15 protein-coding genes are annotated in these 22129 nt (G+C 72.6%); 4 read left to right on the top strand and 11 right to left on the bottom strand.

The features are described 5' to 3' along the window. Nucleotides 1-15: 15 nt before the first annotated feature. The 4 genes from ACIRSU_RS08910 to ACIRSU_RS08895 form a co-directional block, all read right to left on the bottom strand. Nucleotides 16-2460, bottom strand: a complete 2445-nt coding sequence (locus ACIRSU_RS08910; RefSeq protein ID WP_403790040.1) for a SpoIIE family protein phosphatase — start codon at nucleotides 2458-2460, stop codon at nucleotides 16-18. 115 nt (nucleotides 2461-2575) lie between these two features. Beyond that, the gene (locus ACIRSU_RS08905) at nucleotides 2576-6325 is read right to left on the bottom strand and encodes a HAMP domain-containing protein (protein ID WP_403790039.1); all 3750 of its coding nucleotides are present in this window, start codon (nucleotides 6323-6325) and stop codon (nucleotides 2576-2578) included. A 334-nt stretch (nucleotides 6326-6659) separates the two neighbouring features. Next, complete coding sequence (locus ACIRSU_RS08900; protein WP_403790038.1) at nucleotides 6660-6821, bottom strand: hydrophobic protein; 162 nt, start codon at nucleotides 6819-6821, stop codon at nucleotides 6660-6662. 102 nt (nucleotides 6822-6923) lie between these two features. After that, nucleotides 6924-7196, bottom strand: a complete 273-nt coding sequence (locus ACIRSU_RS08895) for a hypothetical protein (protein ID WP_403790037.1) — start codon at nucleotides 7194-7196, stop codon at nucleotides 6924-6926. A 252-nt stretch (nucleotides 7197-7448) separates the two neighbouring features. Here ACIRSU_RS08895 and ACIRSU_RS08890 point away from each other — a divergent pair, with 252 nt between their 5' ends. The 3 genes from ACIRSU_RS08890 to ACIRSU_RS08880 all read left to right on the top strand — a co-directional run bounded on the left by ACIRSU_RS08890 (nucleotide 7449) and on the right by ACIRSU_RS08880 (nucleotide 11073). Then, nucleotides 7449-9041: an FMN-binding glutamate synthase family protein gene (locus ACIRSU_RS08890; protein ID WP_403790036.1), complete on the top strand. Its 1593-nt coding sequence runs from the start codon at nucleotides 7449-7451 to the stop codon at nucleotides 9039-9041. A gap of 32 nt (nucleotides 9042-9073) precedes the next feature. Next, nucleotides 9074-10804, top strand: coding sequence for a thiamine pyrophosphate-dependent enzyme (locus ACIRSU_RS08885; protein WP_403790035.1), 1731 nt, complete (start codon nucleotides 9074-9076; stop codon nucleotides 10802-10804). Nucleotides 10805-10899: 95 nt separating this feature from the next. After that, complete coding sequence (locus tag ACIRSU_RS08880; protein ID WP_403790034.1) at nucleotides 10900-11073, top strand: CsbD family protein; 174 nt, start codon at nucleotides 10900-10902, stop codon at nucleotides 11071-11073. Between the two features lie 490 nt (nucleotides 11074-11563). On the opposite strand, the gene ACIRSU_RS08875 is transcribed toward ACIRSU_RS08880, so the two are convergent. From ACIRSU_RS08875 to ACIRSU_RS08865, 3 genes are all read right to left on the bottom strand, one after another. Continuing rightward, nucleotides 11564-12016 carry an SRPBCC family protein gene (locus ACIRSU_RS08875; protein ID WP_403790033.1) on the bottom strand — a complete coding sequence of 151 codons (453 nt, stop codon included), beginning with the start codon at nucleotides 12014-12016 and terminating at the stop codon, nucleotides 11564-11566. Nucleotides 12017-12103: 87 nt separating this feature from the next. After that, nucleotides 12104-12478, bottom strand: a complete 375-nt coding sequence (locus ACIRSU_RS08870) for a PRC-barrel domain containing protein (RefSeq protein WP_403790032.1) — start codon at nucleotides 12476-12478, stop codon at nucleotides 12104-12106. Between the two features lie 58 nt (nucleotides 12479-12536). Next, nucleotides 12537-12761, bottom strand: a complete 225-nt coding sequence (locus tag ACIRSU_RS08865) for a DUF6458 family protein (RefSeq protein WP_403790031.1) — start codon at nucleotides 12759-12761, stop codon at nucleotides 12537-12539. A gap of 260 nt (nucleotides 12762-13021) precedes the next feature. Here ACIRSU_RS08865 and ACIRSU_RS08860 point away from each other — a divergent pair, with 260 nt between their 5' ends. Then, entirely contained in the window at nucleotides 13022-14035 is a 1014-nt protein-coding gene (locus ACIRSU_RS08860) for a serine/threonine-protein kinase (protein ID WP_403790030.1), read from the top strand. A gap of 45 nt (nucleotides 14036-14080) precedes the next feature. On the opposite strand, the gene ACIRSU_RS08855 is transcribed toward ACIRSU_RS08860, so the two are convergent. The 4 genes from ACIRSU_RS08855 to metK all read right to left on the bottom strand — a co-directional run bounded on the left by ACIRSU_RS08855 (nucleotide 14081) and on the right by metK (nucleotide 21892). Further along, the gene (locus tag ACIRSU_RS08855; RefSeq protein WP_403790029.1) at nucleotides 14081-15583 is read right to left on the bottom strand and encodes a peptide MFS transporter; all 1503 of its coding nucleotides are present in this window, start codon (nucleotides 15581-15583) and stop codon (nucleotides 14081-14083) included. An 11-nt stretch (nucleotides 15584-15594) separates the two neighbouring features. Then, nucleotides 15595-16992: an adenosylhomocysteinase gene (gene ahcY, locus ACIRSU_RS08850; RefSeq protein ID WP_403790028.1), complete on the bottom strand. Its 1398-nt coding sequence runs from the start codon at nucleotides 16990-16992 to the stop codon at nucleotides 15595-15597. A 71-nt stretch (nucleotides 16993-17063) separates the two neighbouring features. Then, nucleotides 17064-20564, bottom strand: coding sequence for a methionine synthase (gene metH / locus ACIRSU_RS08845; protein WP_403790027.1), 3501 nt, complete (start codon nucleotides 20562-20564; stop codon nucleotides 17064-17066). A 134-nt stretch (nucleotides 20565-20698) separates the two neighbouring features. After that, nucleotides 20699-21892, bottom strand: a complete 1194-nt coding sequence (gene metK / locus ACIRSU_RS08840; protein ID WP_403790026.1) for a methionine adenosyltransferase — start codon at nucleotides 21890-21892, stop codon at nucleotides 20699-20701. Between the last annotated feature and the right edge of the window lie 237 nt (nucleotides 21893-22129).

The following is a 22129-nucleotide window of genomic DNA, read 5'->3' as shown; positions in this document are numbered from 1 at the left end:
GTGGGACGGACGGGGTCATGACACCTGGACACCGACCACGCACGTGTCGTCGTCGGTGTCCGACTTGCTGCGCGCCAGCAGCTGGTCCAGCCGGCATTCGAGGCTGTCGGACGGCTGCCGGGCGACGGTGAGCAGCTGGGCGACGGAATCCTGGACGGCGGTGTCCCGCCGCTCGACGAGCCCGTCGGTGTACATCAGCACCGTGTCGCCGGGTTCGAGCCGCAGCTCCGTCTCCTCGTACTCGGCCTCCGCGAGGGCCCCCAGCAGCAACCCGCGCAGGAGCGGCAGGTCGAACGCCTCGTCCCCGCGGACCAGTACCGGCGGGAGGTGTCCCGCGCGGGCCCAGCGCAGCGTCCGGCTCCCGGGGTCGTAGATGCCGCACACGGCGGTGGCCGTCACCTGGGCGGTGAGGTGGTGGGCGACGCTGTTGAGCCAGGACAGCAGCTGCCCCGGTCCCGCGCCCGTGACGGCGAGGCCGCGGAGGGCGTTGCGCAGCACCACCATGCCGGTGGCGGCCTCCACTCCGTGTCCGGCGACGTCCCCGACGCACAGGAGCACCTTCTTGGACGGCAGCACGACGGCGTCGTACCAGTCGCCGCCGACCATGGACTCCGACTCGGCGGGACGGTAGCGCACGGCGACGTCGAGTCCCGGCGCGTCGAGCGGCGGCATGGCCGGCGGCATGATGGCGTGCTGGAGCTGGAGGGTGAGCCGGTTGCGCTCCTCGGCCGCCTCCTCCGTCGCCGCCAGCCGGTCGCGGGTGGCGCTGAGGGCGACCTCGGTCCAGTGCTGCGCCGAGATGTCCTGGTAGGCGCCCCGGACGGCCTGGAGACCGCCGTCGGTGCCCAGGGCGGGTTCGGCGGTCACCCGGATGTGCCGCGTGACGCCGTCGCGGCGGAGCATGCGGAAGGCGGCGGAGCCCACCCGGCGCTGGCCCAGCACCTGCTGGAGGAAGCGGCGGATGGTGTCGGCGTCGTCGGGGTGGGCGTGGGCGGCGAGGTCGCGCAGGGCGACCGGCGGCTCCGTCCTCCTGCGGCCGAAGAGCTCGTACAGCTGGCCGTGCCAGGTGATGTCGCCGGTGACGACGTCCTCCTCGAAGGCGCCGACCCGGCCGAGGCGCTGGGCGTGCTGGAGGAGGCTGGCGAGGCGTGCCGACTCGTCCTCGACGCGCCAGATGAGCAGGACGCTCGCCCCGTGCCGGCTGATGCTGATGTCGGCGAGCGAGGTGAGCGGCACCTCGTCCACCAGGGCGGTGAGCCGGACCCGGCGGGCACGGAACGGCTCCCCCGTGGCGTAGACCCGCTCGATCCGTTCGAAGAGTTCGCTGCCGCCCGCCGCCGCCGGGTACGCCTCCAGGAGCAGGGCCCCGTCGACGGAGCCGCGGGGCCGTCCGGCCGGATCCTGGAAGTGCGCGTTGACGTGCCGGATGCGGAAGTCGACGAGTTTCCCCGCCTCGTCCAGGTGGGGGGTGAGGACGAGGGCGGGGTCGTAGAGCCCGTCCGAGAGCTCGGCCAGCGCCGGCGCCCCCTCCCCGCCGGGAACCGGGAAGCCGCCGGGGACGGGGAAGCCTCCGGGCGACGCCTCGGGCAGCGTCTCCAGGGTGTGGGCGCACAGCTCGGCGAGGGCCTCGATCTGGCGCTCCACGGCCTGCGGCAGGGGGTCGAGCGGACGGGCCCAGCAGATCTCCAGGACGCCGTGGATGCGGCCGCCGGTCCCGGCGGGGACGACGACCCGGCCGCCGTCGGGGTGGCGCGCGCGGCCGATCGAGGGGACGCCCGCGGCAGCCAGTGAGGCGTACCGGACCGTGCGGCGCCCGACGAGCGCCTGGCGGGCCGCGGTGGTCACCCCTGGCGGCACGTAGTGCCAGCGGGCCGCCTCGTCGAGGCCGAAGCCGGCGTGGCCGCGCAGGCTCAGCGAGGTGTCCGGGCCGGTGGTCCAGATCGCCACGGCGACGGCGCCCAGGGGTTCGAGGGCGTGCCGGAGCAGCGATTCGGCGACGGCCTGGGTGTCGCCGGCGCTGAGCGCCGCGCTCTCCGCCGTGCGCAGCCGCACGGCGACCGAGGCGGCGGGGGCGGTGACGGCGGGCTCGCCGACGGCCGTCCTCACGAACTCGTCCGCCGCCTCGGCCATCCGGTCCCGGGCCGCCTGGTTGATGACGTCCGCGGCCAGCTCCAGTAGGGAGAGACCGGCGCGTTCGGCGAGCTCCGCGAGCTGGCGGGCCGCCTGGGCGGGACCGCAGCCCAGGCGCTCGACGATGACCCCCTTGGCGAGTTCGATCAGGGCGCGGCCCTCGGCCGCCGCGTGCGCGGCGCGCACCTCGCCGCGCAGCCGTTCCACGGTGGCGGCCAGTCGGCCGTCGGCGGGGTACGGGGCGGCGGTGCCGCGGGCCGGGGGCACGACGGCGGCTGCCTCGGCGGGGCCGGCGGACGGGTCTCCGCCCGGGAAGCGGGGGCCACTCACGTCGGCGACTCCTCGGTCGGGGCGGCCGCGGGGCCGCCGTGCGGACGGTGCCGGGGTGCGCCGGTCCGGCGCTCCGGGGCCGGGCGGGGAGCGCGGGGCGGTCCCGCGGGGACGGTCACGAGGCCGCTCCGCCGTCGAGCCAGCGACTGACGCAGGCGATGAGTTCGTCGGCGTCGACGGGCTTGGTGACGTAGTCGCTGGCCCCGGACGCGAGGCTCTTCTCCCGGTCGCCGGGCATGGCCTTGGCGGTGACGGCGATCACGGGCAGGTCCGCGTACTGCGGAAGCTCCCTGATCCGCGCGGTCGCCGTGTACCCGTCCATCTCCGGCATCATCACGTCCATCAGGACGAGGGAGACGGCCGGGTTCGCCAGGAGCGTCTCGACCCCCTTCCGCCCGTTCTCGGCACGCAGCACGGTGATGCCGTGCAGCTCCAGGATGCCGCTGAGGGCGTACAGGTTGCGGGCGTCGTCGTCGACGACGAGGACGGTCCTGCCGCGCAGGGTGGTGTCGACGGCCCGGGGCGCCGGCGCCCGGTGGTCGCGTACCAGCGGCACGACGTCACCGGGCTGCTCCGCGGACAGGTGGAGGGCGATCCGCTCGCGCAGCTCGTCGAGGCTGGAGAGGAGTTCCAGCGGGCGGCGGCGGGCGAGGTCCTGGAGGGCGCCCTCCTCGTCGGCCGGGAGCCGGCGGTTGTGGTGGGCGAGGACGGGGACGGTGCGCAGCGCCTCGTCGCCGTCCATGGCGTCCAGGAAGCGCAGGGCGTCGCCGTCCGCCATGTCGACGTCGAGCACGACGCAGTGGAACGGCTGGGAGGCGAGCGCGGAGGCGGCCTCCTGGGGGCCGGCGACCGCGATCAGTTCGATGTCCGCCCGGCCCGTGTGCCCGCCGTCGGCCGCGAGTTGGGTGACCGCGTTCTCGGCGACGACGGCGAGGAGCCCGCGAGGGCGCTCCTCGATCACGAGGAGGCGCCGGGTCGGCCGGGAGGCAGGGGCGCCGGGCAGCGCGAGCGCGCCGGCCCCGGCCGGGGCCGGGACGGTGGGCACCGCCGAGGGGTCCGCCGAGGAGGCGGCGGCGCCGGGCTGTTCGGTGAAGTCGGGGCGGGTGACGGGGAGGTAGAGGGTGAAGGTGCTGCCCTCGCCGGGCACGCTCGTGACGGTGAGGGCGCCGCCGAGCAGGTACGCGATCTCACGGCTGATGGAGAGGCCCAGGCCGGTGCCGCCGTATTTGCGGTTGGTCGTCCCGTCGGCCTGCTGGAAGGCGCCGAAGATGGCCTCCAGGTTCTCGGGGGCGATGCCGATGCCGGTGTCGGTGACGCGGAAGGCGACGACGGGGCCACCGCGGTGCACGGACACGGGCAGCTCGCCGTCCGAGGCCGGTTCGATGCGCAGCTCGACGCTGCCGTGCTCGGTGAACTTGACGGCGTTCGACAGCAGGTTGCGCAGCACCTGCCGGAGCCGCGTGTCGTCGGTGACGAGGTCGACGGGGACGCCGGCGGCCGTGGAGACCGTGAAGGCGAGGCTCTTCTGCGTGGTGAGGGGGCGGAACGTGGCCTCGACGTAGTCGAGGAGCCTGCGCATGGGCACGCGCTCCGGGTTGAGGTCCATCTTGCCGGCCTCCACCTTGGAGAGGTCGAGGATGTCGTTGATCAGCTGGAGCAGGTCGGATCCGGCCGAGTGGATGATGCCGGCGTACTCGACCTGCTTGGCCGTGAGATTGCGGGTCGGGTTCTGGGCCAGCAACTGGGCCAGGATCAGCAGGCTGTTGAGCGGGGTGCGCAGTTCGTGGCTCATGTTGGCCAGGAACTCGGACTTGTACGTGGAGGCCAGGGCGAGCTGCTGGGCGCGGTCCTCCAGCTCCTGCCGGGCCTGCTCGATCTGCAGGTTCTTGGCCTCGATGTCGCGGTTCTGGGTGGCGAGCAGGGCCGCCTTCTCCTCCAGTTCGGCGTTGGAGCGCTGGAGTTCCTCCTGCCGCGCCTGGAGCTCCTCGGTGCGCGAGCGGAGTTCGCCGGCCAGGCGCTGGGACTCGTCCAGGAGTTCGTCGGTGCGGGCGTTGGCGACGATGGTGCTCAGGCTGACGCCGACGGTCTCCATGAGCTGTTCCAGGAAGTCCCGGTGCACGGAGGTGAACGGGCTGAAGGACATCAGCTCGATGACGCCGAGCACCTGCTCCTCGACGACGACCGGCAGCACCACGAGGCTGCCCCGGGACGTGCTGCCGAGACCCGAGGAGATGGTGACGTAGCCGGCCGGGACGTTCTCGGCGGCGATGGTGCGGCGGCTGCGGGCGGCCTGTCCGACGAGCGACTCGCCCAGCCGGAAGCGGACCCGGTCCCGGTCGCCGGCGGGGCGTCCGTACGATCCGACGAGGACCAGCTCGACGCCGTCGGCGCCCTCCTCGGCGAGGTAGAACGCGCCGTACTGGGCGGCCACGAGCGGGGTCAGCTCGTCCATGACGAGTTCGGCGACGACGGCGAGGTCGCGGTGGCCCTGCATCAGCGCGGACATCCGCGCCAGACTGGACTTGAGCCAGTCCTGCTCCTGGTTGGCCCGCGTCGTCTCGCGCAGCGAGCCGACCATGGCGTTGATGTTGTCCTTGAGCTCGGCCACCTCGCCCGACGCCTCGACGGTGATCGAGCGGGTGAGGTCGCCCTCGGCGACGGCGCTCGCGACCTCGGCGATGGCGCGAACCTGGCGGGTGAGGTTCCCCGCCAGCTCGTTGACGTTCTCGGTCAGCCGCTTCCAGGTACCGGAAACCCCCTCGACCTCGGCCTGCCCGCCGAGCCGTCCCTCGCTGCCGACCTCGCGGGCCACCCGGGTCACCTCGGCGGCGAACGAGGACAGTTGGTCGACCATCGTGTTGATGGTCGTCTTCAGCTCCAGGATCTCGCCCCGGGCGTCCACATCGATCTTCTTCGACAGGTCGCCGTTGGCGACGGCGGTCGTGACCTGGGCGATGTTCCGGACCTGCCCGGTCAGGTTGTTCGCCATGGAGTTGACGTTGTCGGTGAGGTCCTTCCAGGTGCCGGCCACGTTCGGCACCCTGGCCTGGCCGCCGAGCCGGCCCTCGGTGCCGACCTCGCGGGCGACCCGGGTCACCTCGGCGGCGAACGAGGACAGTTGGTCGACCATCGTGTTGATGGTCGTCTTCAGCTCCAGGATCTCGCCCCGGGCGTCCACGTCGACCTTCTTCGACAGGTCGCCGCCCGCGACGGCGGAGGCGACGTGGGCGATCGCCCGCACCTGCGCGGTGAGGTTCCCCGCCATCGAGTTGACGGAGTCGGTCAGGTCGCGCCAGGTGCCGGAGACGTCCTTCACGTCGGCCTGTCCCCCGAGGATGCCCTCGGTGCCCACGTCACGGGCCATGCGTGTGACCTCGTCGGCGAACGAGGACAGTTGGTCGACCATCGTGTTGATGGTGTTCTTCAGCTCCAGGATCTCGCCGCGCGCGTCCACGTCGATCTTCTGGGAGAGGTCGCCCTTGGCGACGGCCGTCGCCACCTGGGCGATGTCACGGACCTGGGTGGTGAGGTTGCCGGCCATCGCGTTCACGGAGTCGGTCAGGTCGGCCCAGGTGCCGGAGACACCGGGCACGGCGGCCTGCCCGCCGAGCGTCCCTTCCGTCCCGACCTCGCGCGCCACCCGCGTCACCTCGGACGTGAACACGGACAGCTGATCGACCATGCCGTTGAACACCCGGGAGATCTCGCCCATCAGCCCGTCCGCCTCGTCCGGCAGACGGGTGCCGAAGTCGCCGTCCCGCACGGCCGTGAGCCCGGCCAGCAGTTGACGGAGTTCGGGCTCGACCACCGCGGCCTGCCCGAGGTGCTCCAGGCCGGAGGAGCCCATGGTCGTCGTCTCAGACATGCACCGTCCTCGTTCCCCACCAAGCTTGCGCAACACGGACCGTACGGCCCACGCCGCGCGCCGGACGTCCGCTCCCCCGGGACGGCTCCGGCTGCTGCGATCGTTGCCGTACGGCAATCATGACGACCCTACCCCTCCGTGATCGACTGGAGGAGCGCGGTGCCGGGTCATCTGGCCGAAACCCCTCCCCTCCGGCCCCGGCGGAAGGCATACGACGGCCCGGCACGCTCCTGACGGAGGTGCCGGGCTCGGTCACGCTGCGGGCGCGCGGCGGGGTCGCCGGGGTCGCCGGGGTCGCCGGGGTCGCCGGGGTCGCCGGGGTCGCCGGGGTCGCCTACCAGCGGTACCAGCGGCCCGCGCCGCCCTTCGGCCGGGCCACGAAGCCCAGCAGCCACACGACGAGGACGATGACGGCGATCCACCAGAGCGCCTTGACGGCGAAGCCGGCGCCGAAGAGGAGCAGGGCGAGCAGGAGTACGAGAAGCAGGGGGATCATGCGGGTCGACCTCCATGAGGACGGTGACGGACAGGTGAGGGGACGGCCGGAGGGCGTACACACGCGCACCGGCGTCGCGCGGGGGCGGGAAGCGCCGCCCGCTCAGCCGCGGCGTTCGAAGAAGAGGGCCACCGGGCCGAGTTCGCGCCGCGCGGCCAGGCGCCCGGCCCTGCGCCCCCACCCGTACGCGAGGGCGAGCACGGCCGCCGTGCCGGCTGCGGCACCGGCCGTCGCGCCCCGCCGGGCACGCGCGGCGGCCCACAGGTCGCTCCCGGCGCCCCGGGCCGTGTACGCGGCCTCGCGGGCCTTCTCGGCGAACGGCGCGGGCAGGACCCGCAGCTCCCCGAGCGCGACCGGCTCGTTCCTCTCGTTCACGTCATGGCCGTCCACCCGTGTCGGGTGGGCGTGGTCCGGCACGGCGTAGGGGCGGGTCCGGGGAAAGTGGTTCCGTCCGCTGTTCTCCGAAGCAATCATGGGCATCGTCTCGCCGGACTCCCGCCCGCTAAACCTGGGGCCCCGGGCCCGCCGGTCCCGCCCCACCGGTCCCGCCCCGCCCGTTCCCCCGCCCCTCCCCCGCCCGTTCCTCCCGCGCGCTTGACCGCGCCCGTCCGGGACAGACGACCGTCCATGGTGACGTCACTGCTCGTGGTCTGCCCCGTCCTCGCCGCGCTCGCCACCGGCCTCGCGGCCGTCCTGGTGTCCCCGTGGTGGTGGTGCGCGGCCGGACCCGCCCTGCTGCTCGCCGCGGTCGCGTCGTACGACGTCGTCCAGCGGCGCCACTCGATCCTGCGCAACTATCCGCTCCTCGGGCACCTGCGGTTCGCGATGGAGGCGATCCGCCCCGAGGTGCAGCAGTACTTCGTCGAGCGGAACGTCGACGGCGCGCCCTTCGACCGGGACACCCGATCCATCGTGTACGAGCGGGCGAAGGGGACGGACGCCGAGGACCCCTTCGGCACCGAGCTGGAGCTGGACCGGACCGGCTCCGAGTACCTGGTCCCCTCCATGGCCCCGCGCCCGGTGCCGGACGAGCCCCCGCGGATCCGGATCGGCGGGCCCGACTGCGCCCGGCCCTACGACATGGCCCTGCGCAACGTGTCGGCGATGAGCTTCGGCTCCCTGTCGGCCCGGGCGATCCGCGCCCTGAACGAGGGCGCCCGGCGCGGTGGCTTCGCCCACGACACCGGCGAGGGCGGGATATCGGAGCACCACCTCGCTCCCGGCGGCGACCTCGTCTGGGAGATCGGGACCGGGTACTTCGGCTGCCGTGCCGAGGACGGCGGCTTCGACCCGCGGAAGTTCGCCGAGAAGGCCGCGCTCGGCCAGGTCGCCTGCGTCCTGCTGAAGATCAGCCAGGGCGCCAAGCCCGGCATCGGGGGCGTACTGCCCGGCTCCAAGGTCGGCCGTGAGATCGCCGCCGTCCGCGGCGTCCCCGAGGGCCGCACGGTGATCTCCCCGCCGTACCACCGCGTCTACCGGACTCCCCGGGAACTGGTGCGCTTCCTCGGCCGGATGCGGGAGCTCTCCGGCGGCAAGCCGGTCGGCTTCAAGCTGTGCGTGGGCGCGCGCCGCGACTTCCTCGCCGTCTGCAAGGCGATGCTGGAGGAGGACCTCACGCCCGACTTCATCGTCGTCGACGGGGCGGAGGGCGGCACGGGAGCGGCCCCGCTGGAGTTCGCGGACGCCGTCGGCCTGCCCCTCACCGAGGGCCTGACCACGGTGCACCGGGCCCTCGTCGGCACGGGGCTGCGCGACCGGATCCGGATCGGCGCCTCAGGCAAGATCGCCACCGGGAGCGACATCGTCAAGCGGCTGATCCAGGGCGCCGACTACACCAACTCCGCCAGGGCGATGATGTTCGCCCTCGGGTGCGTCCAGGCCCAGCGCTGCCACACCAACACCTGTCCCGTCGGGGTCGCCACCCAGGACCGCCGGCGCGCCCGCGCCCTCGACGTCCAGGACAAGGCGGAGCGGGTCCGGCGCTTCCAGGAGGCGACCGTCCGGAGCGCCCTCGCGCTCATGGCCGCCATGGGCGCCGACGGTCCCCGGGAGCTGCGGCCCGGCATGCTGCTGCGCCGGGTCGGACCGGACGTCGTGCGGTCCCACGCCGAGCTGTACGAACCGCTCGAACCCGGTCTGCTCCTGTCGCCCGCTTCGGTTCCGGACGCGTGGGCAGGCGACTGGAAGGCAGCTCATCCGGACCGGTTCGCCCTCGGATGAACCGGTCGACGTCCACAGCGAAGGGAGACCCCATGACCCGTACCGTCGCACAGGTGATCGTCGACGGGCTGGCCGACCTCGGTGTCGGCCGTGTCTTCGGCGTGGTCGGTGACGCGCTCAACCCGCTCACCGACGCCATCCGGACCACCGAGGGCATCGACTGGACCGGCTTCCGCCACGAGGAGGCGGCGGCCTTCGCCGCCGGAGCGCGCGCCCAGCTCTCCGGCGAACTGGCCGTCTGCATGGGCACGGTGGGGCCGGGCTCGGTGCACCTGCTGAACGGCCTGTACGACGCGGCCAAGAGCGGAGCGCCGGTCCTGGCGATCTGCGGCCAGGTGCCGCTGTCGGAGGCGGGCGGGGACTACTTCCAGGAGGTCGACAACGACCTCCTCTTCCGGGACGTGGCCGTGTACCGGGCCACCGTGACCTCCCCCTCCCAGATGCCCCGGCTGCTGGAGTCCGCGGTGCGGGCGGCCGTGACCGGGCGGGGCGTGGCGGTGCTGACCGTCCCCGGCGACCTCGGCGACCGGGAGGTCGAGGAGGACCGGCCGACGCGGTTCGCGCTGCCGCGCCCGGCCGTCACGCGTCCCGACGACCCGGCGCTCGCCGAGGCGGCCGAGGTGATCACCCGGGGCTCGCGGGTCACCCTCCTGGTCGGGCGCGGCGCCCGGGAGGCCCGCGAGGAGGTGCTGCGCGCCGCCGAGCTGCTTTCGGCGCCGATGGTGCTGACCCTGAAGGGCAAGGAGGGCTTCGAGGCCGACAACCCGTACGAGGTCGGCCAGACCGGCCTCATCGGCAATCCGGCCGCGGCCCACGCCATGGACTCCTGCGACACGCTGATCATGCTGGGGACGGATTTCCCCTACCGGGACTGGTATCCGGAGGGCTGCCGGGTCGTGCAGATCGACTCCCGCGAGGAGCACCTCGGGCGCCGTGTGCCGGTGGACGTCGGGCTCGCCGGGGACGTGGGCGCGACGCTGCGGGCCCTGCTGCCGCTGCTGGCGCCCGTCCCGTCGCGTTCGCACCTCGACGAGGCCCGCGAGCGGTACACGGACTGGCAGCAGGGCCAGGCCGGCCTCGCCGATCCCGGCCACGACAAGCGCCTGTTGGGGCGCGTGCGGGCCATGTTCGACAACCGGGAGGCAGGCATCCGTCCCGAGGCCCTCGCGGCTGCCGTCGACCGCCACGCCGCCGACGACGCGATCTTCACCTCGGACACCGGAATGGCCACCGTGTGGCTCTCGCGGCTCGTGCGGATGCGCGGCAGCCGCCGGCTGATCGGCTCCTACGACCTCGGCTCCATGGCCAACGCCATGCCCCAGGCCATCGGGGCGCAGCTGTGGGCGCCGGACCGGCAGGTCGTGGCCTTCTGCGGTGACGGCGGCCTCGGCATGCTGCTCGGCGACCTGATGACCATCCGCTCCGAACGGCTGCCGGTGAAGCTCGTCGTCTTCGACAACCGCCGCCTCGGCATGGTCAAGCTGGAGCAGGAGCAGGCGGGGCTTCCCGAGTTCGGGACGGTGCTGGACAACCCCGACTTCGCCGCGGTGGCCGAGGCGCTCGGGCTGACCGGTATCCGCGTCACCGCGCCGGCCGGACTGGACGAGGCCGTGCGCGAGGCGCTCGCCCTCCCCGGCCCGGTCCTCCTCGACGTGCTGACCAACCCGGCGGAGGTGGCCGTGCCGGCCAGGCCCACGGTGTCGCAGGGGTGGGGCTTCGCCATCGCCAAGATCAAGGAGAACCTCCCCTCCGGTGCGCGCTGAGCGGTGACGCGCCCGATTTCCATGGGTTTGCTCTCGCTGATTCAGGTGAGGCGTTCTGTTGTCAGATGTGTCGCACGAAGAAGGAGCGATCCCCCGTGTCCGGTGAGCAGAAGGCGAAGGCCAAGGGCGAGCAGGCCAAGGGCAAGGTCAAGGAGGCCCTCGGCCGGATGACCGACAACGAGCGTCTCGAGGCGGAAGGCCGGGCCGAACAGGCCAAGGGCGACGCGCGCGACGCGAAGGAGAAGGCGAAGGACGTCTTCAAGCACTGACCGACGGACGACGGACCTCGTCCGGCACGGAGAGGGGCGGCCCGCCACCCGGGGGGCCGCCCCTCTCCGTCGCCGCGCTCCCCCGCCGGGGGCGGTCCCCGGGCCGGTACGCGCCTCGGACCGGTACGCGTCCCCGGCCGTACGCGCCTCAGGGCCGTACGCGCCTCAGGGCCGTACGCGCCTCGGGGCGGGGCCCTTCCCGGGCGGTGCTCCGGTCAGCTTCTGTGGTCAGGCTCCGTCGGTCAGCCTCTGTTCCGCCTTCCCGCCGTGCCGCGCCTCCGTCGGCTCGTCCTCAGGCGTCCCGCCGTACCGTTCGATCACGAAGACCCTCCTCTGAAGCGCGGGGCAGCAGCGGCCCCCGGACGTGAGGCGCCCCGGAGCGGGCCGACACGACGGAAGCCCCCGTCGACGCGGGGGCTTCCGTCCGGCGCGGCACGATGCGGAGTCAGGCCCGCGGCGTACCCCGCCGCGCCGCACCGGCGCCGGATCCTCAGACCGATCCGCGCCAGCCGCCCGTCTGCAGGCCGCCGCGCTCCTCGATGAACGACTTGAACCGCTTGAGGTCGCCGACCACCTTGCGCTTGACGAACCCGAGCTTGTCGCCCGCCTGTTCCGTCAGCCCCTCGGGGTCGAAGTCCATCTGAAGCATGACCTTCGTCCGGGTCGCGTCGAGGCGGTGGAACGTGACGACGCCCGCCTGGCGGGCCTCGCCCTCGACCGTCGTCCACGCGACGCGTTCGTCCGGGATCTGCTCGGTGATGACGGCGTCGAACTCGCGCCGGGCCCCGCCGATCTCCGTGACCCAGTGGGTGAGCGTGTCCGTACGCTGCTCGATCCGTTCCACGCCGTCCATGAATTGCGGGAACGTCTCGAACTGGGTCCACTGGTCGTACGCGGCGCGCACCGGGACCTCGACCTCGACCGACTCCTCCACCTTGGACATGGTCACACCTTTCTCTCGGACGGGCATCTGCTCCCCGTCGGGGACGTGCTGCTGAGCCTGTGCGTACCGGGGGCGGGCCGGCGGCCGTCAGAGGCCGCCCATGCCTCCGCCGAAGGGCCAGGCCGTGTGGTAGTACTGGCCGATCTCCTCGCGGTACTGGCGGTCCGCGAGGTGCTTGTCGGAGACGAACTCGGGCGAGTCCTTGACCTGTTCCTTCGACAGGGCGAGGTGCAGGGTCCGCTCCTCCAGGTCGACGCGGGTCACCGCCCGCGCCGGGACGAGCACTTCCTTGCCGAAGATCCAGGCGCCCGTGTCGACGACCAGGTAGGAGTCGTCCACCTCGTCGGAGTGCTTGTCCACCTTGCCGATGTGCCCGTCGGCGGCCTCGACGCGCCACCCGGTGAGGTCGGTACCCGCCAGGTGGCCGGACTCGGCACTGAAGGACCACAGATGGTCGGTCATCGCTGTCACTCCTCTGTCGCTGTGTTCGTGCAGGGCGCGGCGCCGGTCGCGGGCCGTCTCAGAGCAGGTCACGACGGTCGTCGTCGGTGACCGTGGGCGCCACCGGCGGGACCACCATCCGACGGCGGCGCAGCACGCTGGTGTAGACGGCGGTTCCGAGCAGGCCGACGCCCATGAGGATCAGGCCGACCAGATCGAGGTCGATCCCTTTGAGCTCCCAGTCGGTCGCGAACGTGAGGATGGCGCCGACGGCGATCATGATGATGAACAGTCCCAGACCCATGGTTGGTTGCTCCTCCCCTGCGGGTTGGACAGCGTTCGCGTACCCGGGTCTCCGGGGATCATTCGGCCGTCCTCGGAGACGTTCGGACCGGGTCGCTCCCGGGCCCGTGGGCATGCCGACCGTCGATTCGCCGTCCTTCAGGGGATGTTCATGGACGGACGGGGCACGCGTTCAGCCGCGGCCCCGCGCACGACCGGCGGGCGACGCGCCCGATTCCCGGCCCGTCGGCAGCGGGCCGGCCACACCCTCAGGGAGCCCCGATGCAGCTCCGAGCAAGGCCCGTACATGCGGACGTCACGTGGACGGCCCGTACCGTCGCCGGGCGCTACCGGCTCGACCGCCTCCTGGGCCGGGGCGGGGCTGCGGACGTGTACGAGGCGCTGGACCTGCGGCTGCGGCGCCGCGTGGCGGTGAAGGTGTACCGGCCCGCGGGCGCCCGCCGGACCGACGCCCAGTGCGGCGAGGAGGCCCGGTTGCTGGCCCGGATGCACCATCCCGGCCTGGTGACCCTCTACGACACGGGCCGCGACGGGAACCGGCCGTTCCTGGTGATGCAGCTCGTCCGGGGGACGACCCTGCGGCGGCGGATCGCCCGCGGGGTCCTCACGCCCGCCGAGACCTGCCGGACGGGGGTGGCCCTGGCCTCGGCCCTCGCCCATGTGCACGCCCACGGCGTCGTCCACCGCGACGTCAAGCCGTCGAACATCCTGCTGGACCGGTCGGAGACCCCGCACCTCACGGACTTCGGCATCTCACGCCGCGTCGAGCACGCGGACGACGCCCCCGAGGGCGCCTGCACCCTCGTCGGCACCGCCTCGTACATGGCGCCCGAGCAGGCCCTGGGCCGCAGGACGGGGCCTGCGGCCGACGTGTACAGCCTCGGCCTGGTGCTGCTCGAGGCCCTCAAGGGCGAGGCGGAGTACGGCGGAGCGCCGCTGGAGGCGGCGCTGGCGCATCTGTACCGCCCGCCGGTGCTGCCGTCCGGGCTCCCGGCGGGACTCGTCCGCCTGCTCACGACGATGACCGACCGGTCCCCCGAGGCCCGCCCGGACGCCGCCGCCTGCGCCCGGATCCTCGCCGACCCGCGAACCACGGGAGGCGCCTCCACGCCCTCCGCCGCATCCGGCTCCCGGGAAACGGAGGAACACCGTTCACACCGGCCGCGCCGGTCCTTCACCGCCCGGCCGGGGCGGCCCGCCTCCGGGCGGGCCGCGGCGGCGACCCTCGTCACGCTCGGGCTCCCCCCGAGCAGCCCGAGGTCGCCGCGAAGGTGATGGCCGCGAAGGGCCTCACGGTCGGGTGGCTCCCTCCGCGCCGTCTCAGAGCCCCAACCGCCGAGCCAGGGCCCGGGACCCGAGGAGCAGCACCGCCCCTGCGCCCACCGCCACTGCGCCCAGGACGAGGAAAAGCCCGGCTCCCGGGGTCGATGTTCCCGCGAGTTTCATGGCGTTGCCGCCGAGCCCCGCGCCCAGGGCCGCGGAGAGCCAGAAGACGCCGACGACCTGGCTGAGGAAGGGCGCCGGTGCGATGGCTGTGGCGACGCTCATGCCCACCGGGGCGAGGGCTGCCTCGGCGGCGCCGGTGAGGAGGAAGGTGCCGATGAGCCAGAGGGGGGAGACCCGGCCGACGGCGTGGGCGTGCCAGGCGGCCAGGGACATGAGGAGCATGGAGCCGCCCATGGCGAACATGCCGAGCGCGAACTTCGCGGTGGCGCTGATGCGCGCGCCGAGGCGCACCCAGAGCCATGCGAAGAAGGGCGCGCAGAGCAGGATCGCCAGCGGGGTGGCCGACTGGAACCAGCTGGCCGGGAGGTGCAGGCCGAGGATGTCGCGGTCGGTGGCGTCCCGGGCGAACAGGTTGAACAGCGAGCCCCCTTGCACGTGCAGGGCCCAGAAGAGGGCGGAGGCGAGGAAGAGCGCGATGTAGGCGCGCAGGCGGGTCCGTTCCGGCGCGGAGATGTCCCGGTGGCGCAGCAGGGTCCAGAAGCAGCCGACGGGTACGGCGAGGCTGAGGACCGCGACCAGGGTGAGGACGTGACGGATGGTGAAGGTGCCGGCCAGCGCGTCCGCGGTGAAGAGCGCGGCCGGTACGGCGACAGCGGCCGTGGAGAGGCGGAGGAAGCGGCGGCGCTCGGCCGGCGCGAGCGGGCGGGTGGCGGCGCGGCCGACCTCGCCGAAGGAGGCCGAGCCGCGGACGTACTGCCAGACTCCGAGCCCCATGCCGACCGCCGCGACGCCGAACCCCGCGTGCCAGTTGAGGCCCTCGCCGACGCCGCCGACGACCAGGGGCGCGATCAGGCCGCTGATCTGGATGGAGGTGTAGAAGATCGCGAAACCGGCGTCCCGCTCGGCGGTCGCCTCGCGCGGGTAGAAGGCGCTGAGCAGTCCTGCCATGTTGGGCTTGAGCAGACCGGTGCCGAGGGCGATGAGGAGCAGCCCGACGTAGACCGTCGGCGCCGTCGGCAGTGCCATCAGCAGGTGTCCGGAGGCGATGACCACGGCGCCGTACAGGGTCGCCCGGTAGCTGCCGAAGACGCGGTCACCGAGCCAGCCGCCGGGGAGGGAGGCGAGGAAGATCGCGGCGGTGTAGATGCCGAAGAGCATGCCGGCGTCGGAGTTCGTCAGCCCGAGGCCGCCTTTCGCCGCCGGGGCGGAGGCGAACAGGAAGAGGATGGCCAGCATTCCGTAGAAGCTGAACCTCTCCCACATGTCCGTGGCGAACAGGGTGACGAACCAGCGGGGTCTGCCCAGCAGGGTGGGCGGGGCGGTCCGGGACGGATCGACCGCGGGCCGGACGGTTGCGGACGATGTCGACGATGTCATGGCGCTCTCCGTCAGTAGCGGTAGTGGTCGGGCTTGTACGGGCCCTCGACGGGGACGCCGATGTACGCGGCCTGCTCGGGGCGGAGGGTCGTCAGCTTGACGCCGAGGGCGTCGAGGTGGAGGCGGGCGACCTTCTCGTCGAGGTGCTTGGGCAGGACGTGGACGCCGACCGGATAGCTCTCGGTCTTGGTGAACAGCTCGATCTGGGCGATCGTCTGGTTGGCGAACGAGTTGGACATCACGAAGGACGGGTGTCCGGTCGCGTTGCCGAGGTTCAGCAGGCGGCCCTCCGAGAGGACGATGACGACCTTGCCGTCGGGGAAGGTCCAGGTGTGGACCTGCGGCTTGACCTCGTCCTTGACGATGCCGGGGATCTGGGCCAGGCCGGCCATGTCGATCTCGTTGTCGAAGTGGCCGATGTTGCCGACGATCGCCTGGTGCTTCATGCGGGCGATGTCGGACGCCATGATGATGTCCTTGTTGCCCGTCGTGGTGATGAAGATGTCGGCGGTCTCGACGACCTCGTCCAGGGTGGTGACCTGGAATCCGTCCATCGCGGCCTGCAGCGCGCAGATCGGGTCGATCTCGGTGACGATGACGCGGGCGCCCTGGCCGCGCAGGGACTCGGCGCAGCCCTTGCCGACGTCGCCGTAGCCGCACACCACGGCGGTCTTGCCGCCGATGAGGACGTCGGTGGCGCGGTTGATGCCGTCGACGAGCGAGTGGCGGCAGCCGTACTTGTTGTCGAACTTCGACTTCGTGACAGCGTCGTTCACGTTGATCGCCGGGAAGAGGAGCGCGCCCTCGCGGTGCATCTCGTAGAGGCGGTGGACACCGGTGGTGGTCTCCTCCGTCACGCCACGGATACCGGCGGCGATCGCCGACCAGTCCAGCGTGCTGTTCTCCAGCAGGGCCCGCACCACGGCGAGTTCCTCGTTGGACGCCTCGGGCAGGACGCCTGTCTTCTGGTACTCGACACCCTTGTGGACGAGGAGTGTGGCGTCGCCGCCGTCGTCGAGAATCATGTTGGGACCGTCGGCGTTCGGCCAGGTCAGCGCCTGCTCGGTGCACCACCAGTACTCCTCCAGCGTCTCGCCCTTCCAGGCGAAGACCGGGATGCCGGCGGCGGCGATCGCCGCCGCCGCGTGGTCCTGGGTGGAGAAGATGTTGCAGGACACCCAGCGCACCTCGGCGCCGAGCGCGACCAGGGTCTCGATGAGGACGGCGGTCTGCACGGTCATGTGCAGCGAGCCGGTGATCCGGGCACCGGCCAGCGGCTGCTGGTCCGCGTACTCGCGACGGATCGCCATGAGCCCCGGCATCTCGTGCTCGGCGAGGGTGATCTCCTTGCGGCCGAACTCGGCCAGGGACAGGTCGGCGACCTTGAAGTCGGAAAAGGGGGAAGGCATCCGGCACTCCTGGGGATCGGGTCGGTCGAACGGTCGGGGCGGTGGTCATGCGGCGGTCACGAGGCCGGGCGTCACCGCGCGTTGAAGTACGTGGCCTCGGGATGGTGGACGACGAAGGCGTCGGTGGACTGTTCCGGGTGCAGCTGGAACTCCTCGGAGAGGACGACGCCGATCCGCTCGGGGCGGAGCAGTCCGGCGATCTTGGCGCGGTCCTCGAGGTCGGGGCAGGCGCCGTAGCCGAGGGAGAAGCGGGCGCCGCGGTACTTGAGGGCGAACATGTCGCGGAGGTCCTCGGGGTCCTCGTCGCCGAAGCCGAGTTCGCGGCGCACCCGGGCGTGCCAGAACTCGGTCAGGGCCTCGGTCAACTGGACGGACAGGCCGTGCAGTTCGAGGTAGTCGCGGTAGGAGCCGGCCTCGAAGAGCTCGGCCGCGGCCTGGGAGACCCGGTTGCCCATGGTGACGATCTGCAGGCCGATCACGTCCTGTTCGCCGGACTCCTCCGGGCGGAAGAAGTCGGCCAGGCACAGCCGCCGGCCGCGGCGCTGGCGGGGGAAGGCGAAGCGGGTGCGTTCGGAGCCGTCCTCGTCGCGGAGGATCAGCTCGTCGTCCTTGGAGTTGACCGGGTAGTAGCCGTAGACGACGGCCGGTTCCAGCCAGCCCGAGGTCTGCAGCCGGTCCAGCCACATCCGCAGCCGCGGCCGGCCCTCGGTCTCGACGAGTTCCTCGTAGGAGGGGCCGGTCCCGGCGCGCGGGGCCTTCAGCCCCCACTGGCCCTTGAACAGGGCGTCCTCGTCGAGCCACGAGGCGTAGTCGGCGAACGGGACGCCCTTGACGATCCGGTCGCCCCAGAACGGTGGTACGGGGATCCGGTTGTCCACCGCCACGTCGGAGCGGACGTGTCCGCGGCCGGGCTCCTCCGGCTGGACGACCTCGGTGCGCGGGTGGCGCCGCTGCCGCAGTTCGGGCAGGGTCGCGCCCGGGACGCCGCGCCTGACGGCCATGAGGGCGTCCATCAGGCGCAGCCCCTCGAAGGCGTCGCGGGCGTAGCGGACCTCGCCGTCGTAGATCCCGTGCAGGTCCTGCTCGACATAGGCCCTGGTCAGGGCCGCGCCGCCGAGGATCACCGGATATCTCGCGGCCAGCCCGCGCCGGTTCAGCTCCTCCAGGTTCTCCTTCATGATCACCGTGGACTTCACCAGCAGACCGGACATGCCGATCACGTCGGCGGCGTGCTCCTCGGCGGCCTCCAGGATCGCCGACACCGACTGTTTGATGCCGATGTTGACGACGTCGTAGCCGTTGTTGGACAGGATGATGTCGACGAGGTTCTTGCCGATGTCGTGGACGTCGCCCTTGACGGTGGCCAGCACGATCGTGCCCTTGCCCGCCGCGTTCCCGCCGTCGGCCGCCTTCTCCATGTACGGCTCCAGGTACGCGACCGCGGCCTTCATCACCTCGGCGGACTGGAGCACGAACGGCAGCTGCATCTGGCCGGAGCCGAACAGCTCGCCGACGGTCTTCATCCCGGACAGCAGCGTGTCGTTGATGATCTCCAGCGCCGGGCGCTCGGCCAGCGCCGCGTCGAGGTCGGCCTCCAGGCCGCCGCGCTCCCCGTCGACGATGCGCCGTTCGAGGCGTTCCCCGAGCGGCAGTGCCGCCAGTTCCTCGGCCTTGGACGCGGCGCTGGAGGAGGCGGAGACGCCCTCGAACAGCTCGAGGAGTCGCTGCAGCGGGTCGTACCCCTCCCTGCGGCGGTCGTGGACCAGGTCGAGCGCGGCCTCCCGCTGGTCCTCCGGGATGCGTGCCATGGGGAGGATCTTGGCGGCGTGCACGATCGCGGAGTCGAGGCCCGCCTTCACGCACTCGTGCAGGAACACCGAGTTCACGACCTGCCGGGCCGCCGGGTTCAGGCCGAAGGAGATGTTGGACAGACCGAGGGTGGTCTGCACCTCGGGGTGACGGCGCTTGAGTTCGCGGATGGCCTCGATGGTCTCGATGCCGTCGCGGCGGGACTCCTCCTGACCGGTGGCCAGGGTGAAGGTCAGGCAGTCCACCAGGATCGACGACTCCTCGATGCCGTACTCGGTGGTGAGCTGCGCGATGAGCCGCTCGGCGATCTCCGTCTTCTTCTCCGCGGTGCGGGCCTGCCCCTCCTCGTCGATCGTGAGCGCGACGAGGCCGGCGCCGTGTTCGCGGGCGAGTGCGGCGATGCGCCCGAACCGGGTGTCGGGGCCGTCGCCGTCCTCGTAGTTCACCGAGTTCAGCACGGCCCGGCCGCCCAGCACCTCGAGTCCGGCGCGCAGCACCTCGGGTTCGGTGGAGTCCAGCACGACCGGCAGCGTGGACGCGGTGGCCAGCCGCCCGGCGATCTCCCTCATGTCCGCCACGCCGTCGCGGCCGACGTAGTCGACGCAGAGGTCGAGCAGGTGCGAGCCGTCCCGGATCTGTTCCCGGGCGATCTCCACGCACCCCTGCCAGTCCTCGGCCAGCATGGCCTCGCGGAACTTCTTCGACCCGTTGGCGTTCGTCCGCTCGCCGATGGCCAGGTAGGAGGTGTCCTGGCGGAACGGCACCGGCTGGTAGAGCGAGGAGGCGGCCGGCTCGGGCCGGGGCCGGCGCGGGGTGACGGCGCGCCCCCGGACGCGCCGGACGACGGCGCGCAGGTGCTCGGGGGTGGTGCCGCAGCAGCCGCCGACCAGCGAGACGCCGTACTCCTCGGTGAACTCGGCGTGCGCGTCGGCGAGTTCACCGGGACTGAGTGGATAGTGGGCGCCGTCCTTGCCGAGCACGGGCAGACCCGCGTTCGGCATGCACGACAGGCCGACTCGGGCGTGCCGGGACAGATGGCGCAGGTGCTCGCTCATCTCGGCGGGGCCGGTGGCGCAGTTGAGGCCGATCATGTCGATGCCCAGCGGCTCCAGCGCGGTGAGCGCGGCGCCGATCTCCGAGCCGAGCAGCATGGTGCCGGTGGTCTCCACGGTGACCTGCGCGAAGACCGGCAGGTCGAGCCCGGCCTCGGCGAGGGCGCGCTTGCAGCCGAGCACCGCGGCCTTGGTCTGGAGCAGGTCCTGGCTGGTCTCCACGAGCAGCGCGTCGGCGCCGCCGGCGATCAGGCCGGCCGCGTTGCGCTGGTAGCCGTCGCGCAGGGTCGCGTACGGGGCGTGGCCGAGGGTCGGCAGCTTGGTGCCCGGTCCGATGGAGCCGAGCACCCAGCGGACCCGGCCGTCCTGGTGGGCGTCGGCGGCCTCGCGGGCCACGGCGGCGCCGGCCGCGGACAGCTCGAAGATCCGGTCGGCGCTGTCGTACTCGCCGAGGGCCGCGTGGTTGGCGCCGAAGGTGTTGGTCTCCACGCAGTCGACGCCGGCCGCGAAGTACGCCTCGTGCACGGCGCGGACGAGGTCGGGCCGGGTGACGTTGAGGATCTCGTTGCAGCCCTCCAGCTGCTGGAAGTCGTCCGGCGTCGGGTCGGCGGCCTGGAGCATGGTGCCCATCGCGCCGTCGGCGACGACCACCCGGGTGGCGAGGGCCTCGCGCAGCGCGTCGGCGCGCTGCGCCTGCGTGAGGGGGCTCATGGCCCACCCACCGGGCTGTCGGTGGCGATCGGACCGGTGACGGCGATGTGCACGGCGGTGCCTCCTCGGGGCAACGGCGACGGGAACGACTGCGGCTACGGCTACGGCTACGGCTACGGCGGCATGGCGGGTGATCAGGCCAGCGCGAGGGCGCGGAGCTTGTCCGCCCGGTCGGTGCGCTCCCAGGTGAACTCGGGCAGTTCCCGGCCGAAGTGGCCGTATGCGGAGGTGCGGGCGTAGATCGGGCGGAGCAGGTCGAGGTCGCGGATGATCGCGGCGGGCCGCAGGTCGAAGACCTGGCCGACGGCCTCCTGGATCTTCGCTACGGGGACGGTCTCGGTGCCGAAGGTCTCCACGAACAGGCCGACGGGCTCCGCCTTGCCGATCGCGTAGGCGACCTGCACCTCGGCCCGGCGGGCGAGTCCGGCGGCGACGATGTTCTTGGCGACCCAGCGCATCGCGTACGCCGCCGAGCGGTCCACCTTGGAGGGGTCCTTGCCGGAGAAGGCGCCGCCACCGTGCCGGGAGTAGCCCCCGTAGGTGTCCACGATGATCTTGCGGCCGGTCAGGCCGGCGTCGCCCATCGGGCCGCCGATCTCGAACCGCCCGGTGGGGTTGACCAGCAGACGGTAGCCGGTGGTGTCGATGCCGGCGTCGGCCAGGACGGGTTCGACGACGAACGCCCGGATGTCGGGGGCGAGCAGCGCGTCGAGGTCGATGTGGGCGGCGTGCTGGGTGGAGACGACCACGGTGTCGAGACGGACCGCGCGGTCGCCGTCGTACTCGATGGTGACCTGGGTCTTTCCGTCGGGCCGCAGGTACGGCATGGTGCCGTCCTTGCGGACCTGGGTGAGCCGCTGGGCGAGCCGGTGCGCCAGGGAGATGGGCAGCGGCATCAGTTCGGGGGTGTCGTCGCACGCGTAGCCGAACATCAGGCCCTGGTCGCCGGCGCCCTGCCGGTCGAGTTCGTCCTGGAGGCCGTCGACACGGTGCTCGTGGGCCTGGTCGACACCCTGGGCGATATCGGGCGACTGGGCGTCGATCGAGACGGAGACGCCGCAGGAGGCGCCGTCGAACCCCTTGGTCGAGGAGTCGTAGCCGATGTCGAGAACGGCCGCGCGGACCAGGCCGGGGATGTCGGCGTACGCCGTGGTGGTGACCTCGCCGGCGAGATGGACCTGGCCGGTGGTGATCAGGGTCTCGACCGCCACGCGGGACCCGGGGTCCTGCGCGAGCAGCGCGTCCAGGACGGTGTCGCTGATCCGGTCCGCGATCTTGTCGGGGTGACCTTCGGTCACGGACTCCGAGGTGAAGAGACGACGGGACACGATTCCTCCGGGAGCTCGCGGGGCCGTGGACTGCTGGGTCCGCACAGGGTGGGCGGGAACTCTTCAAGCGGGCTCGAGTTCCGCTCGACGCGGCGGCGGAGCGGGCGCCTCCAGCCAGACCTGAGCGGGACGGCGCATGCTGCCGTGGTTCCGTGCGCGGCGACCACGCCGCGGCTTCCCCGCAGCGGCTTCCACTCGGCGACGAGGCTGCGGCTTCACGGCGAGTTCACGGCGACG

Origin of the sequence: Streptomyces sp. NPDC101160 (genome assembly GCF_044768205.1) — a bacterium.
GTDB lineage: Bacteria > Actinomycetota > Actinomycetes > Streptomycetales > Streptomycetaceae > Streptomyces.
The sequence above is the reverse complement of the archived record's forward strand: the minus strand, read 5'-3'. Positions and strand labels throughout refer to the sequence as shown.

What these genes read in the sequence shown, in the direction of transcription:
- ahcY (WP_403790028.1), bottom strand. Translation starts at nt 16,992, where the DNA reads ATGCCTTCCCCCTTTTCCGACTTCAAGGTCGCCGACCTGTCCCTGGCC.
- ACIRSU_RS08865 (WP_403790031.1), bottom strand. Translation starts at nt 12,761, where the DNA reads ATGGGTCTGGGACTGTTCATCATCATGATCGCCGTCGGCGCCATCCTC.
- ACIRSU_RS08890 (WP_403790036.1), top strand. Translation starts at nt 7,449, where the DNA reads ATGGTGACGTCACTGCTCGTGGTCTGCCCCGTCCTCGCCGCGCTCGCC.
- metH (WP_403790027.1), bottom strand. Translation starts at nt 20,564, where the DNA reads ATGAGCCCCCTCACGCAGGCGCAGCGCGCCGACGCGCTGCGCGAGGCC.
- ACIRSU_RS08900 (WP_403790038.1), bottom strand. Translation starts at nt 6,821, where the DNA reads ATGATCCCCCTGCTTCTCGTACTCCTGCTCGCCCTGCTCCTCTTCGGC.
- ACIRSU_RS08885 (WP_403790035.1), top strand. Translation starts at nt 9,074, where the DNA reads ATGACCCGTACCGTCGCACAGGTGATCGTCGACGGGCTGGCCGACCTC.
- ACIRSU_RS08860 (WP_403790030.1), top strand. Translation starts at nt 13,022, where the DNA reads ATGCAGCTCCGAGCAAGGCCCGTACATGCGGACGTCACGTGGACGGCC.
- ACIRSU_RS08855 (WP_403790029.1), bottom strand. Translation starts at nt 15,583, where the DNA reads ATGACATCGTCGACATCGTCCGCAACCGTCCGGCCCGCGGTCGATCCG.
- ACIRSU_RS08905 (WP_403790039.1), bottom strand. Translation starts at nt 6,325, where the DNA reads ATGTCTGAGACGACGACCATGGGCTCCTCCGGCCTGGAGCACCTCGGG.
- ACIRSU_RS08875 (WP_403790033.1), bottom strand. Translation starts at nt 12,016, where the DNA reads ATGTCCAAGGTGGAGGAGTCGGTCGAGGTCGAGGTCCCGGTGCGCGCC.
- ACIRSU_RS08870 (WP_403790032.1), bottom strand. Translation starts at nt 12,478, where the DNA reads ATGACCGACCATCTGTGGTCCTTCAGTGCCGAGTCCGGCCACCTGGCG.